The sequence below is a fragment of the Rothia halotolerans genome, assembly GCF_004136635.1.
GTDB lineage: Bacteria > Actinomycetota > Actinomycetes > Actinomycetales > Micrococcaceae > Rothia > Rothia halotolerans.
In genome coordinates this window covers 493678-507917 of sequence record NZ_NOIU01000002.1, presented here as the reverse complement: position 1 = coordinate 507917, position 14240 = coordinate 493678, and the positions used below count along the sequence as shown (strand labels likewise).

The window sequence follows — 14240 nt, the reverse complement described above, 5'->3', positions numbered from 1 at the left end:
GAGAAGCCCGAGCGGACCGAGATGCTGGTGATCACCGGCATGTCCGGCGCCGGCCGCTCGACGGCGGCCCACGCGCTGGAGGACAACGGCTGGTACGTGGTGGACAACCTCCCGCCGCAGATGCTCAACCCCCTGGTGGACCTCGTGGCCCGCGCCCCGCAGTCGATGCCCAAGCTCGCGGTCATCATCGACATCCGGGGCAAGGCCCTGTTCGCCGACTTCCGCGAGGCGATGAGCCTGGTGGCCACCGCGCCGGTGGACTTCACCGTGCTCTTCCTCGACGCCTCCGACGCCGAGATCATCGCCCGCTACGAGGCCCAGCGCCGCCCGCACCCGCTCCAGGGCGAGGGGCGCATCCTGGACGGCATCCAGTCCGAGCGGGAGCTGCTGCGCGACCTGCGCCAGCGCGCCGACGTCGTGCTGGACACCACCGGCTACAACGTGCACCAGCTGGCGAAGGTCATCGCGGACACCTACTCGATGACGGGTCCCTCGGTGATCAACCTGACCGTCATGAGCTTCGGCTTCAAGTACGGGGTGCCGGCCGACGCGAACTTCCTGGCCGACATGCGCTTCATCCCCAACCCGCACTGGGTGCCCGGGCTGCGCCCCCAGACGGGGCGGGACCCCGAGGTGCGGGACTACGTGCTGGGCAACAGCGGCGCCGCGCGCTTCGTGGACCTCTACGTGGAGGCCATCGGCTCCGTGCTCCCCGGCTACCGCGCCGAGAGCAAGCACTACGCGACCATCGCGCTGGGGTGCACCGGCGGCAAGCACCGCTCGGTCGCCGTCGCCGAGGAGATCGCCCGCCGCCTGAAGTCCCAGCCGAACGTCACCGTCAGCGTCCAGCACCGGGACCTGGGACGGGAATAGGGGAGGCCGGCATGGCGCATCGGGAGGCAGCAGACGAGGCAGGGGAGGGCCGGGACCGGTCCGGGCCGCGGGTCACCGCGCTGGGCGGGGGCCACGGCCTCTACGCCTCGCTCTCGGCCCTGCGCCGGCTGACCCCGGACATCGACGCCGTGGTGACCGTGGCCGACGACGGCGGCTCCTCCGGCCGCCTGCGCCAGCAGTTCGGCGTGCTGCCCCCGGGCGACCTCCGGATGGCGCTCTCCGCGCTGTGCGACGACTCCGAGTGGGGCCACCTGTGGCAGCGGGCCATGCAGCACCGGTTCGAGGGGCTGCCGGAGGGGCCGCAGGAGCTGCACGGGCACGCGATGGGGAACCTGATCATCCTCGCCCTGTGGCAGATGCTGGAGGACCCGATCGAGGGCCTCGAGTGGGCGGGCCGGCTCCTGAAGGTCCACGGCAGGGTGCTGCCGATGGCCCTGGACCCGCTGGTCATCACCGGCCGCGCGATGTACCCGAACGGCACCAGCCGCTCGATCGCGGGCCAGGCGCGCCTGGCGAAGGCGCCCCGGGTGGAGGACGTCTCCCTGCTCCCGGAGGCCCCCCGCCCGTGCCCCGAGTCCGTGGAGTCGATCCGCTCGGCCGAGTGGGTGATCCTCGGGCCGGGCTCCTGGTTCACCTCGGTGGTGCCGCACCTGCTCGTCCCCGCCAACCGTGAGGCCCTGCTCGCCTCTCAGGCGAGGATCTGCGTCACGATGAACCTGGGGCTGGAGCAGCACGAGACGGCGGGGCTGGGTGCGGCCGGACACCTGGAGACGCTCGAGCGCTACGCGCCGGGGCTGCGGGTCGACGTCGTGATAGCGGACCCCGAGGCGATCGACTGCCACGCGGAGTTCGAGGCGGCGGCGGCCCGCTACGGCGCCCGGGTGCACTGGCGCCCTGTGCGCGCCGAGGGCTCCGCGGACGTCCACGACCCGGAGCTGCTGGCGGCGGCCTACCGCGAGGTCATGTGCGGCCCGGCCGCCGGCCCCCACGTGGAACCGCCTGAACCGAGCGTGTAACCTCGGCACAGGTCCTCATCGCCGTCCGGCGATCTCGCGCGCCTTCTCGACCGCGCCCGCCCAGCCCCAATCCGGAGGTAATCTCAGCATGGCCCTCACGGCACTCGTGAAAGACGAACTCGCCGCCCTCGATGTGCCGAAATCCGTGACCAGGCAGGCCGAGGTCGCGACCATCCTGCGGTTCGCGGGAGGGCTGCACCTGGTGGGGGACCAGATCGTCATCGAGGCCGAGCTGGACCACCTGCCGACCGCACAGCGGGTGCGCGGCGTGGTCGAGGAGGTCTACGGGCACCGCAGCGAGCTGCTCGGCGTCTCCGGGGGAGCGCTCAAGCGCGGGGAGCACTACGTGGTGCGCGTGCGCCGCGGCGGCGAGGCGCTGGCCCGGCAGACGGGCCTGCTGGACACCCGCGGCCGGCCGGTACGGGGGCTGCCGCCCGCCGTCGTCAACGGCTCGCTCGCCGAGTCGGAGGCCGTCATGCGCGGGGCGTTCCTGGCCCACGGCTCGCTGACCGAGCCCGGCCGCTCCTCGGCCATGGAGTTCACCTGTCCCGGGCCGGAGGCTGCGCTGGCGCTGGTCGGCGCGGCGCGGCGGCTGGACGTCTTCGCGAAGGCGAGGGAGGTCCGGGGGGCGGACCGCGTCGTGGTGCGCGACGGTGAGACCATCGCCCAGCTGCTACGCCGGATGGGCGCGCACGGGATGCTCGAGCAGTGGCAGGACCGCCGCACCCACCGCGACGTGCGCGCCACCGCCAACCGCCTGGCCAACTTCGACGACGCCAACCTCCGCCGCTCGGCCCAGGCCGCCGTGGCCGCCGGCGCCCGGGTGGAGCGCGCCCTGGAGATCCTGGGCGAGGAGGTCCCGGACCACCTGCTCTACGCGGGCCGCCTCCGCCTGGCCCACCGCCACGCGAGCCTCGACGAACTCGGACGGCTGGCGGACCCGCCGCTGACCAAGGACGCGATCGCCGGCAGGATCCGGCGGCTGCTGGCGATGGCGGACAAGCACGCCGCGGCCGAGGGCATCCCCGGCACCGACGCGGTGGACCGGCCCGAGGCCGGCTGACCCCGCGCCCGCCGGGAGCCTCCCGACTCCATCCTCGAAGGACCCGTCTCGTCCGCCGCCCGGCGGTGCGAGGCGGGTCCTTCTCGTCGTGCCGCGACAGGCCCGTGCCGGCGTGCCGCGTCCGGGCCGTGTCGGCGGGTCCCGGGGCGCCGCCGGCCCGCTGTGGGGCCGATCACGGCGCCCTGTTCCGGATCCGACGAAAAAATCTCGGCGAAACACACCCAAACACACATAAAATCACCTAAACTAGGAACAGGTCCGAAGGGAAACCCACACCCGGGGTTCCGGACGCTGCGTCCTACGCGTAGCGTTGGCTTCGGCTGGGCGGACGCCTCGCGGCGCGAGCCCAACGACCACTAATACTCAAACTGAGGAGTTTGATCGCAGTGACTGTACGCATCGGAATCAACGGCTTCGGACGCATCGGCCGCAACTACTTCCGCGCCGTGCGCGAGCAGGGCCAGAACATCGAGATCGTCGCCCTCAACGACCTGACGGACCCCGAGACCCTGGCCCACCTCCTCAAGCACGACTCGATCATGGGCACCCTCGACGCCGAGGTCGAGGTCCGCGACGGCAACATCTACGTCGACGGCAGCGAGCTGCGCGTCCTGTCCGAGAAGGACCCGGCCAACCTGCCCTGGAAGGACCTCGGCGTCGACATCGTGCTGGAGTCCACCGGCCTGTTCACCGACGGCGAGAAGGCCAAGGCCCACCTCGACGCCGGCGCCCGCAAGGTGATCCTGTCCGCCCCGGGCAAGAACATCGACGGCACCTTCGTCATGGGCGTCAACGACCAGGACTACGACTCCTCGAAGCACAACATCGTCTCCAACGCCTCCTGCACCACCAACTGCCTGGCCCCGCTGGCGAAGGTGCTGAACGACAGCTTCGGCATCAAGGAGGGCCTGATGACGACCATCCACGCCTACACCGCGGACCAGCGCCTGCAGGACGCCCCCCACAAGGACCTGCGCCGCGCCCGTGCGGCCGCCGTGAACATGGTGCCCACCAGCACCGGCGCCGCCAAGACCGTCGGCAAGGTGCTGCCGGCCCTGGAGGGCAAGCTGGACGGCCTGGCCATCCGCGTCCCGGTCATCACCGGCTCCATCACCGACCTGACCTTCACCCCGGAGAAGGAGGCCACCGCCGAGCAGGTCAACGCCGCGCTCAAGGAGGCCGCCGAGGGCGAGCTCAAGGGCATCATCAAGTACTCCGAGGAGCCCCTGGTCTCCAAGGACATCGAGGGCGAGCCCATCGCCACGGTGTTCGACGCGCCGCTGACCACCGTCATCGGCGGCCAGGTCAAGGTCTTCGCCTGGTACGACAACGAGTGGGGCTACACCTCCCGCACCGTCATGTTCACCAACAAGCTGGCGGCCGAGCTGTAGGCTACCGGTAGACACGGACCACCTCACGACGACGTTTGGAGCGCTGACACGATGGCACACGCACTGGCCGAGCTGATATCCGGGGGAGTGGAGGGACGGACCGTCCTGGTCCGCTCGGACCTCAACGTCCCGCTGGACGGGAACCGGGTCACCGACGACGGGCGCATCCGCGCCTCGCTGCCGGTCCTGGAGAAGTTGGCCGACGCCGGGGCGCGTGTCATCGTGATGGCCCACCTGGGCCGCCCCAAGGGCCAGGTGGATCCGAAGTACTCGCTGGCCCCCGCGGCCGAGCGGCTGCGCGAGCTGGCCGACGTCGAGGTCCTGGCGGCCGAGGACGTCGTCGGCGAGGATGCCCGCGCCAAGGCGGAGGCGCTCCGGGACGGCCAGATCCTGGTCCTGGAGAACGTCCGCTTCGACCCGCGGGAGACCTCCAAGGACGAGTCGGAGCGCGCCGAGCTCGCCGGGGAGCTCGCCTCCCTGACCGGCGAGCACGGCGCCTACGTGGACGACGCGTTCGGCGCCGTCCACCGCCGGCACGCCTCGGTCTACGACATCGCGCAGCGGCTGCCCTCCTACCTCGGGGACCTGGTCAAGACCGAGCTGGACGTGCTCACCAAGGTCATCCAGGACCCCGACCGTCCCTTCGTCGTCATCATGGGCGGATCCAAGGTCTCGGACAAGCTGGCGGTCATCGACAACCTGATCGGCAGGGCGGACGCCCTGCTGATCGGCGGCGGCATGGGCTACACCTTCGCGGCCGCCCAGGGCTACCGGGTCGGCGACTCGATCCTCGAGGCGGACCAGGTCGAGAACGTGCAGGCGTACCTCAAGCGGGCCGAGGAGGCCGGCACCGAGTTCGTGCTGCCGCGGGACATCGTCTGGGCGGAGAAGTTCGACGCCGAGGCCCGCACCGAGGTGCGTCCCATCGAATCCCTCGAGGAAGGGGAGATCGGCGCCTCCGGCACCGGCCTGGACATCGGGCCCGAGACCCGCGAGGTCTTCGCCGACTACATCGCCAAGGCCGGGACGATCTTCTGGAACGGCCCCGTGGGCGTCTTCGAGATGCCCGCCTTCGCGGAGGGCACCCGCAGCGTCGCGCGGGCCATCGCCGACTCCCCGGCGATGAGCGTGATCGGCGGCGGCGACTCCGCCTCGGCCGTGCGCAACCTCGGTTTCAGCGACGACCAGTTCGGCCACATCTCCACCGGCGGCGGAGCCTCCCTGGAGTTCATCGAGGGCAAGACCCTGCCCGGGCTCGAGGCGCTCGGCGCCTGAGCGAGGGCGAGGAAGGCGGACCGCGCGGTCCGCCTTCCTCGCCCCTCTCCGGCCGGCGTCCCGAGACGGCCCCGGCCCTTTCCCTCATCCGACCGCCGCGGCCCGCCCCGGCGGCTCCTCGAAAGGAACCCCCATGACCACGCAGACCGACGGCGTCTTCGACCGTCAGCCGCTCATCGCCGGCAACTGGAAGATGAACCTGGACCACGCGGAGGGCGTGGCCCTGGTGCAGAAGCTCGCCTGGACCCTCGACGACGCCGGGTTCGACCACGAGCGCGTCCAGGTCGCCGTCTTCCCGCCCGCCACGGACCTGCGCTCCGTGCAGACCCTGGTGGCCGGTGACAAGCTGAAGCTCACCTACGGCGGCCAGGACCTCTCGGACCAGGACTCCGGCGCCTACACCGGCGACATCTCCGGGGCCTTCCTCAAGAAGCTTGACTGCGACTTCGCCCTGGTCGGCCATTCCGAGCGCCGCACCATCCACAGCGAGTCCGACGAGCTGTGCGCCCGCAAGGTGGCCGCCGCCTACCGGCACGGGCTGACCCCCATCCTCTGCGTCGGCGAGGGTCTCGAGGTCCGCCAGGCGGGCACCCACGTCGACTTCACCCTCGAGCAGCTGCGCGGTTCGCTGGCCGGCGTCTCCGCCGAGGACGCCGCGAGCCTGGTCGTGGCCTACGAGCCGGTCTGGGCCATCGGCACCGGCGAGGTCGCCGGTCCCGAGGACGCCCAGGAGATGTCCGCCGCGATCCGCGCCGAGCTTGAGAAGCTCTACGGCGAGGAGGTCGCCCGCAAGGTGCGCATCCTCTACGGCGGCTCCGTCAAGGCGGCCAACGCGGCGGCGATCCTGGGCGAGCGCGACGTCGACGGCGTCCTGGTCGGCGGCGCCTCCCTGAAGGCCGAGGAGTTCGCCAACATCGCCCGCTTCGAGGACCACGTCACGTCCTAGGGCACGGCGGACGGCAGGGGCCGGGGCGGCGGGCTGACCCGCCGCCCTCCCATGCCGTATAGTCGGATCCGGTCAACAACACGAGAGCGATCGGGGAGCGCCGCGCGGCGGCTTCCCGGCGCGAGGGAAAGGTCGACGTGGAAATCATTCGCTGGGTCCTGATCGGGATCATCGCCCTCACGAGCGTGTTCACGGTCTTCTTCGTGCTCTTGAACAAGGGCAAGGGCGGAGGCCTCTCCGACATGTTCGGCGGCGGCATGACCAGCTCGCTGAACTCCTCGGGCGTGGCCTCGCGGAACCTCGTGCGGCTGACCGTGGGCACCATCGTGCTGTGGGTCGTGGCGATCATCGCCTACGCCCTGCTGCTGCGCTTCACGGCGGCTTAGGGGCCGGGGCTTCCCGGACTGGGGCCGGCGGAGACACCATGGCCGGGGAGGGGCGGACGACGCCCCTTCCGATACACGAAGAGCGCCGGGACCGTTACGGTCCCGGCGCTCTTCGCGTCTGCGGGTGCCTGCGAGAGGCCGGGGGCCCTCGGACTTCGCTGAAGCTCAGGAGCCGAGGGCGTCCCGGGTCACCAGGTACAGCGTCTCGCGGAGCCCGCGGGCGCCGGCGGCCGGCGTCTCGTCCAGCTCCCCGGCGGAGGCCCGGTGATAGGCGGCCGCGAGCACGCGGGAGAACGCCCCGGCCTTGTCCTCGCCGGCCACGAGGAACCACACGCGCTCGGAGTCGTTGATCAGCGGCAGGGTCAGCGTCACGCGTCCCGGGGGCGGCTTGGGGGAGTCCTCGACGCCGAGCACGGCGTCGTCCTCGTCCTGGATCTCCTGGCGGCCGGGGAAGAGCGAGGCGATGTGCCCGTCCGGCCCCATGCCCAGCAGCGTCAGGTCGAAGCGGGGGGCGGGCCGGCCCTCCTCGGCCCACTCCGCGAGCTCGGCGGCGTAGACCTCCGCGGCCCGGTGCTGGTCCGAGTAGTCGTCGCTGGAGCCCATCACGTGGATGTTCCCGGCGGGGACCGCGGAGGCGCCCAGGAAGGCCTCGAAGGCCTGCTGGGCGTTGCGCTCACCGTCCCCGGCGGGCAGGAAGCGCTCGTCGGACCACCAGAAGTGCACGCGGTCCCAGGCGATGTCCTGCGCCAGCGGGCTCGCGGCCACGGCCTCCCAGACGGCGATGCCCATGCTGCCGCCGGTCAGGCTGAGGTGGACGGTCTCCCGCTCGGCCAGCGCGTCGGCGATCGCCAGGGCGATCCGCGCGCCGGCTGCCTCGCGCAGCCGGTCCTTGTCCGGGTGGATGATGGTCAGGGGAGAGCGATCAGGCATCGTAGGCCTCCGTGCGGTTGTCCTCGTCGATGGTCTCGGCGTCCTCGGAGACGGTCCCCTCCACCCAGGTGACCCGCGCGGTGCCCAGGCCCCGGGTCAGGACGTCCCCGAACGCCTCGTCGGGGTCCAGCCGCCGCAGCTCCTCCGCGAGGCACTGCGCGAGGCTGCGGGCGGGCAGGGCGATCTGCTGGTCGGGGCTGCCGGGCTGGGAGAGGGTCGCGACGTTCCGGCCGGGCCGGTGGATCGTGACGTCCCCGCCCTCCCGGCACAGGGTGACGCGGAACAGGCCGCGCTCCAGGGGGTCGCCGACGACCTCGACGTCGGCGTCGAGCTTGTAGCCGAGCCAGGCCCCCAGCAGGATCACCGAGGGGGAGCGCTCCGAGCCCTCGACCACGACCTTGCGGGTCGCCTCGCGGGGGAGGTCGTCCAGCACGGCCGCCAGCTGGATCCGCCACTGGGTCAGCCGGGTCCAGGCGAGGTCGGTGTCGCCCGGCCGGTAGGTCCTGCGCAGGGAGGTCAGGGCCTTCCAGGGGTGCTCGGCGCGGGCCGAGTCGGTGATCCGGCGGGTGGCGATGCGGCGCATCGAGTCGTCGGCGTCGCTGCCGGGCAGGGAGTGGGGCCACCACACCACGATCGGGACGTCCGGCAGCAGCAGCGCCGCGAGCAGGGACTCCGAGGCGTGGGCGGACTCGCCCCAGCCGCGCAGGATCACCACCTCGCTGGCGCCGGCCTCGCCGCCCAGGTTGATCTCGGCGTCGAGGCGGTTGGCGGCGCCGGCGTCGTGGGCCACGTGGACGATGATGCGGCAGGGGTGCTCGCGGCTGGCCGCGATCGCCGCCTCGACGGCCTTCTCGGAGTGGCCGGTCTCGGCGATGATGACCAGGGTGAGGACCCGGCCGAGGGTGCGGACCCCGGTCTCGGCGCGGAGCCGGGAGAGTGTCTTGTCGACGTCGGACGTCGTCGTGTCTTCGAGAACGGTGCCCATTATGGCCTCCTCCAGGCGCGCCCGTCACGGGCGAGTAGACGGTGTGCCGAGTCGGGCCCCCAGGAGCCGGGCTCGTAGGTCTCCGGGCGGGTCCGCTGCTCCTCCCAGTGCCGCTCGAAGGGGTCGAGGATCTTCCAGGAGAGCTCGACCTCCTCGTGGCGCGGGAACAGCGGCGGCTCCCCGAGCAGGACGTCGAGGATGAGGCGCTCGTAGGCCTCGGGGCTCGACTCCGTGAAGGAGGCCCCGTAGCCGAAGTCCATGTTGACCGCGCGCAGCTCCCGCTGGGTGCCGGGCACCTTGGAGGCCAGGCGGATGGTCACGCCCTCGTCCGGCTGGATGCGGATCACCAGCGCGTTCTGGTCCGACTCTTCGTGCGAGCGGTGCCGGAACAGCAGGTTCGGTGAGGACTTGAAGACGACGGCGATCTCGGTCACCCGCCGCCCCAGCCGCTTGCCGGCCCGCAGGTAGAACGGGACGCCGGACCACCGGCGGGTGTTGATGTCCAGCTTCAGCGCGGCGTAGGTCTCGGTCCGGGAGTCCGAGGGGATGTCCTGCTCCTCCAGGAAGGACCTGACCTCCTCGCCGCCCTGCAGGCCGCCGGCGTACTGCCCGAGCGCCGATGCCTCGGCGAGGTCCTCGGGGAGGCGGACGGCGGCCAGCACCTTCTCCTTCTCCGCGCGCAGGTGGTCGGCGCCGAAGCTGATCGGCTCCTCCATCGCGGTCAGGGCGAGCAGCTGCAGCAGGTGGTTCTGGATGACGTCGCGGGCCGCGCCGACGCCGTCGTAGTAGCCGGCGCGGGAGCCGATGCCGATGTCCTCGGCCATGGTGATCTGCACGTGGTCCACGTAGTTGGCGTTCCACAGCGGCTCGAACATCTGGTTGGCGAAGCGCAGGGCCAGGATGTTCTGGACCGTCTCCTTGCCGAGGTAGTGGTCGATGCGGAAGACGGCGTCGGCGGGGAAGACCCGCTCGACGATCGCGTTGAGCTCCCGCGCCGAGTCGAGGTCATGGCCGAAGGGCTTCTCGATGACGACCCGCCGCCACCCCGAGGTCTGCTCGTGGGTCGCGAGGTCGTTGTCGGCCAGCTGCTGGCAGACCTGCTCGAAGGCGTTCGGGGGGATCGAGAGGTAGAAGGCGTGGTTGCCCTTGGTGCCGCGCCCCTCGTCCAGCTCGGCGAGGACCTCGCGCAGCCGGCCGAAGGCCTCGGGATCATCGAAGGCGCCCTGGACGAAGCGGATGCCCGAGGTCAGCTGGTTCCACACGTCCTCGCGGAAGGGGGTGCGGGAGTGGTGCTCGACGGCGTCGCGGACCTGCGCGGAGAAGTCCTCGTCGGACCAGTCGCGCCGGCCGAACCCAACGAGGGCGAAGCTCGGCGGCAGCAGGCCGCGGTTCATCAGGTCGTAGATGGCGGGCAGCAACTTCTTGCGGGCGAGGTCGCCCGTGACGCCGAACAGCACCAGGGCGGAGGGGCCGGCGATGCGGGTCAGGCGCCTGTCTTGGGGATCCCTGAGAGGATTCGATTCGTGAGTCGGGGACACGCTCATCCTTCGTTGAGTGCGACGGCCGCGCGAGCCGGGTCCGGCCCACGCGGCCGCGGGCGCCCGAGCGGGGCGCCCGCGGCGGGGGTGGATCGGCGGCTTACTTGCCGAGAGCCGCGGTGACGGTCTCCAGGAGCTCCTCCCAGGAGTCCTCGAACTTCTTCACGCCCTCGGCCTCCAGCTGCTGGACGACCTCGTTGTAGGAGATGCCCAGCGACTCGAGCCGGTTGAGCACCGCCTCGGACTCGTCGTAGGTCCCGCGGATGGTGTCCCCGGTGATCTCGCCGTGGTCGGCGGTGGCCTCCAGGGTCTTCTCCGGCATGGTGTTGACCGTGCCCTCGGCGACCAGGCCGGTGACGTACATCGTGTCCGGCAGGCTCGGGTCCTTGGTTCCGGTGGAGGCCCACAGGGGACGCTGGGGCTTGGCGCCGGCCTCGGCCAGGCGGTTCCAGCGCTCCGAGGAGAAGGCCTCCTCGTAGACCTGGTAGGCCAGGCGGGCGTTGGCGAGGCCAGCGCGGCTCTTCAGCTCGCGGGCCTCGTCGGTGCCGATGGCCTCGAGGCGCTTGTCGACCTCGGAGTCCACGCGGGAGACGAAGAAGGACGCCACGGACTGGATCCGGCTGAGGTCCTTGCCGTCCTCGAGGGCGCGCTCCAGGCCGGTCATGAAGGCGTTGATCACCGCGCGGTAGCGCTCGAGGGAGAAGATCAGCGTGACGTTGACGCTGATGCCCTCGGCGATCGTGGCGGCGATGGGCTCCAGTCCCGCCTCGGTCGCCGGGATCTTGATCAGCACGTTCTCGCGGCCGATGGTCTCGGAGAGGCGGGAGGCCATCTCCGTGGTCTTCTCCGCGTCGTGGGCGAGCCGGGGGTCGACCTCGATCGAGACCTTGCCGTCCACGCCCTGGGTCGCCTCGTGGATCGGGGCGAGGACGTCGCAGGCGTCGCGCACGTCGTCGGTGGTGACCGCGAACACGGCCTCCTCGACGTCCTTGCCGGCCGCGGCGAGCTCCTTCATCTGCTGGTCGTAGGACTCGCCCTGGGACAGCGCCTGGGCGAAGATCGTCGGGTTGGTGGTCACGCCGACGACGTCGCGGCCGTCGATGAGCTCCTGCAGGTTGCCGCTGGTGAGCCGCTCGCGGGAGAGGTCATCGAGCCAGATGGAGACTCCGGCCTCCGACAGCTTCTGGGTGGGGGTGGACATCTGCGATCCTCCTTGGGATGGTGCGGCGGCCCGCCGGGCCGCCGATTCAGGGTCTGATGGGGCGCGCGGCGCGTCCTCTGGGGAGGCGCCGGAGGCGCGGGCCCCGGCCGGCCGCCGGAAGCAGCCGGCCGGGGCCGGGGCGGCTCAGCCGCGCAGGGAGGCGATCGAGTCGCGCGCGGCCTGCGCCACGGCGTCGGCGGTGATGCCGAACTCGGAGTACAGCCTCTTGTAGTCCGCCGAGGCGCCGAAGTGCTCCAGCGAGACCGCACGGCCGTGGTCGCCCAGCAGGTCGTTCCAGGACATCGCGATGCCGGCCTCGACCGAGACGCGGGCCTTGACCGAGGAGGGGATGACCGACTCGCGGTACTCCTCGGACTGCTGCGCGAACCACTCGCGGCACGGCATGGAGACCACCCGGGCGGAGACGCCCTCGCCGCTCAGGGCCTCGCGGGCCTCGAGGGCGAGGTCCACCTCGGAGCCGGTGGCGATGAGCACGACGTCGGGCTCGCCCTGAGCGTCGGCGAGCACGTAGCCGCCCTTCGCGGCGCCCTCGGCCGAGGCGAGCTTCTCGCCCTCCGCCTCGGGGTGCAGGTCCTCGCGGGCCACGGTGGCCACCGCCTGACGGGTCAGGGCGATGCCGGCCGGGTTCTCGTGGTTCTCCAGGATGGTCCGCCACACCACGGCGGTCTCGTTGGCGTCCGCGGGGCGCACGACGTCGAGGTTCGGGATCGCGCGCAGCGAGGAGAGCTGCTCCACCGGCTGGTGGGTGGGGCCGTCCTCGCCGAGCCCGATCGAGTCGTGGGTCCACACGTAGATCGAGGGGACGCCCATGAGCGCCGAGAGGCGGACCGCCGGGCGCTGGTAGTCGCTGAAGATCAGGAACGTGCCGCTGTAGGCCCGGGTGGGGGAGGAGAGCACGATGCCGTTGACGATCGCGGCCGCCGCGTGCTCGCGGATGCCGAAGTGCAGGACGCGCCCGTAGGGGCTCGCCTCGAACTTGCCGGTGCTGCGACCGGTGGGGTTGAAGGAGTCCGCACCGTCGATGGTGGTGTTGTTCGAGCCGGCGAGGTCGGCGGAGCCGCCCCACAGCTCGGGGAAGGTCTCGGCGATCGCGTTGAGGACCTCGCCGCTGGCCGCGCGGGTCGCCAGGGGCTTGCCGGCCTCGAAGACGGGGAAGGCGTCCCGGTAGTCCTCGGGCAGGCGTCCGCCGGCCAGGCGCTCGTACAGGGCCGCGGCGTCGGGGTTCTCCTGCTCCCACTCGTGGAAGCCGCGCTCCCACTCCTCGCGCTCGGCGGCGCTGCGCTCCACGACCTTGCGGGAGTGCTCGATGACCTCGGGGGCCACGTCGAAGGACTTCTCCGGGTCGAAGCCCAGGTACTCCTTGACGGCCTTGACCTCGTCCTCGCCCAGCTTGGAGCCGTGCACGCCGCCGGTGTTCTGCTTGTTCGGGGCGGGCCAGCCGATGATCGTGCGCAGCGCGATCAGGGTCGGCTTGCCGGTCTCCTTCTTGCCCGCGACGATCTGCTCGTACAGGGCCTCGACGTCCTCGGTGTACTCGCCGTGGTGCTCGGTCCAGTCCACCCGGCGCACGTCCCAGCCGTAGGCCTCGTAGCGCTTCAGGACGTCCTCGGTGAACGCGACGTCGGTGTCGTCCTCGATGGAGATGTGGTTCTGGTCGTAGATGACCACGAGGTTGCCGAGCTCCTGGTGGCCGGCGAGCGAGGATGCCTCGCTGGTCACGCCCTCCTGGAGGTCGCCGTCGGAGGCGATGGTGTAGATCGTGTGGTCGAAGGGGCTCGAGCCCTCCGGGGCCTCGGGGTCGAACAGCCCGCGCATGCGGCGCTGGGCGTAGGCGAAGCCCACGGACGAGGCGAGGCCCTGGCCCAGCGGGCCGGTGGTGATCTCCACGCCCTTGGTGTGCTTGTACTCCGGGTGGCCCGGGGTCAGCGAGCCCCAGGTGCGCAGCGACTCGATGTCCTTCAGCTCGAGGCCGTAGCCGGACAGGTACAGCTGGAGGTACAGGGTCAGGGAGGTGTGCCCGGGGGAGAGGACGAAGCGGTCGCGCCCGGCCCAGCGGTCATCCGTGGGGTCGTGGCGCATCACCTTCTGGAACAGCAGGTAGGCCAGCGGGGCCAGGCTCATGGCGGTGCCCGGGTGGCCGTTGCCCACCTTCTCCACGGCGTCGGCGGCGAGCACCCGGATGGTGTCCACCGCTCGCTTGTCCTGATCGGTCCATTCGAGCTTCTGGTTCAGGTCCGGCACGAAATTCAATCCCCTTCCATGGGACGGTGCTGAGGTCTGGGTCCCGGCGGCAGGCGCAGGGCGGCGTGGGGACGGGCGCCCGCCGCTGGCGGGCCCTCCGTCCTGCATGTCCTATGTCTCACCATAAAGCACGTCCGCACGCGGATATAGGCGTCTGTGCTGAAAGCTAAAGACGAGTCGCTCCCGGGGAGGGCCGCGTCACACCGGGCGGTCCATGGGAAATCTCACCAGGGATGCCGGGACACGCCCGGGCGAGCGATATATGCTGGTAGTTGCTCCACCAAGGCGGCGCGAGGCCGCGTCCTAGGTGCGAGCCTCACCCCCATCGTCGAAGGGCATCCTCAGTGAAGCAT

At 71.4% G+C, this 14240-nt stretch carries 12 protein-coding genes; 7 read left to right on the top strand and 5 right to left on the bottom strand.

The features are described from left to right. Window positions 1-21: 21 nt before the first annotated feature. The 7 genes from rapZ to secG all read left to right on the top strand — a co-directional run bounded on the left by rapZ (window position 22) and on the right by secG (window position 6971). The gene (gene rapZ, locus EWV39_RS07290; protein WP_129659178.1) at window positions 22-873 is read left to right on the top strand and encodes an RNase adapter RapZ; all 852 of its coding nucleotides are present in this window, start codon (window positions 22-24) and stop codon (window positions 871-873) included. Between the two features lie 11 nt (window positions 874-884). Continuing rightward, complete coding sequence (locus EWV39_RS07285) at window positions 885-1910, top strand: gluconeogenesis factor YvcK family protein (RefSeq protein WP_129658213.1); 1026 nt, start codon at window positions 885-887, stop codon at window positions 1908-1910. Window positions 1911-1998: 88 nt separating this feature from the next. Beyond that, on the top strand, window positions 1999-2973 hold the full coding sequence (whiA, locus tag EWV39_RS07280; RefSeq protein ID WP_129658211.1) for a DNA-binding protein WhiA: 975 nt from the start codon (window positions 1999-2001) through the stop codon (window positions 2971-2973). A 386-nt stretch (window positions 2974-3359) separates the two neighbouring features. Beyond that, complete coding sequence (gene gap, locus EWV39_RS07275; RefSeq protein ID WP_129658209.1) at window positions 3360-4364, top strand: type I glyceraldehyde-3-phosphate dehydrogenase; 1005 nt, start codon at window positions 3360-3362, stop codon at window positions 4362-4364. A 51-nt stretch (window positions 4365-4415) separates the two neighbouring features. Beyond that, window positions 4416-5639 (top strand): phosphoglycerate kinase, encoded by a 1224-nt coding sequence (locus tag EWV39_RS07270; RefSeq protein ID WP_129658207.1) that lies wholly within the window; start codon window positions 4416-4418, stop codon window positions 5637-5639. Between the two features lie 133 nt (window positions 5640-5772). Further along, entirely contained in the window at window positions 5773-6585 is an 813-nt protein-coding gene (gene tpiA, locus EWV39_RS07265; RefSeq protein WP_129658205.1) for a triose-phosphate isomerase, read from the top strand. Between the two features lie 137 nt (window positions 6586-6722). Then, window positions 6723-6971 (top strand): preprotein translocase subunit SecG, encoded by a 249-nt coding sequence (gene secG, locus EWV39_RS07260; protein WP_129658203.1) that lies wholly within the window; start codon window positions 6723-6725, stop codon window positions 6969-6971. A gap of 165 nt (window positions 6972-7136) precedes the next feature. Here secG and pgl read toward each other — a convergent pair whose 3' ends face one another. The 5 genes from pgl to tkt all read right to left on the bottom strand — a co-directional run bounded on the left by pgl (window position 7137) and on the right by tkt (window position 13887). Further along, window positions 7137-7901: a 6-phosphogluconolactonase gene (gene pgl, locus EWV39_RS07255; protein ID WP_129658201.1), complete on the bottom strand. Its 765-nt coding sequence runs from the start codon at window positions 7899-7901 to the stop codon at window positions 7137-7139. Further along, window positions 7894-8886, bottom strand: coding sequence for a glucose-6-phosphate dehydrogenase assembly protein OpcA (locus tag EWV39_RS07250; protein ID WP_129658199.1), 993 nt, complete (start codon window positions 8884-8886; stop codon window positions 7894-7896). Before EWV39_RS07250 ends, pgl begins: the two co-directional genes overlap by 8 nt. Beyond that, entirely contained in the window at window positions 8886-10424 is a 1539-nt protein-coding gene (gene zwf / locus EWV39_RS07245; RefSeq protein WP_238148158.1) for a glucose-6-phosphate dehydrogenase, read from the bottom strand. Before zwf ends, EWV39_RS07250 begins: the two co-directional genes overlap by 1 nt. 100 nt (window positions 10425-10524) lie before the next feature. Next, window positions 10525-11625, bottom strand: coding sequence for a transaldolase (tal, locus tag EWV39_RS07240; protein WP_129658195.1), 1101 nt, complete (start codon window positions 11623-11625; stop codon window positions 10525-10527). Window positions 11626-11769: 144 nt separating this feature from the next. Continuing rightward, on the bottom strand, window positions 11770-13887 hold the full coding sequence (tkt, locus tag EWV39_RS07235) for a transketolase (protein WP_129659175.1): 2118 nt from the start codon (window positions 13885-13887) through the stop codon (window positions 11770-11772). Between the last annotated feature and the right edge of the window lie 353 nt (window positions 13888-14240).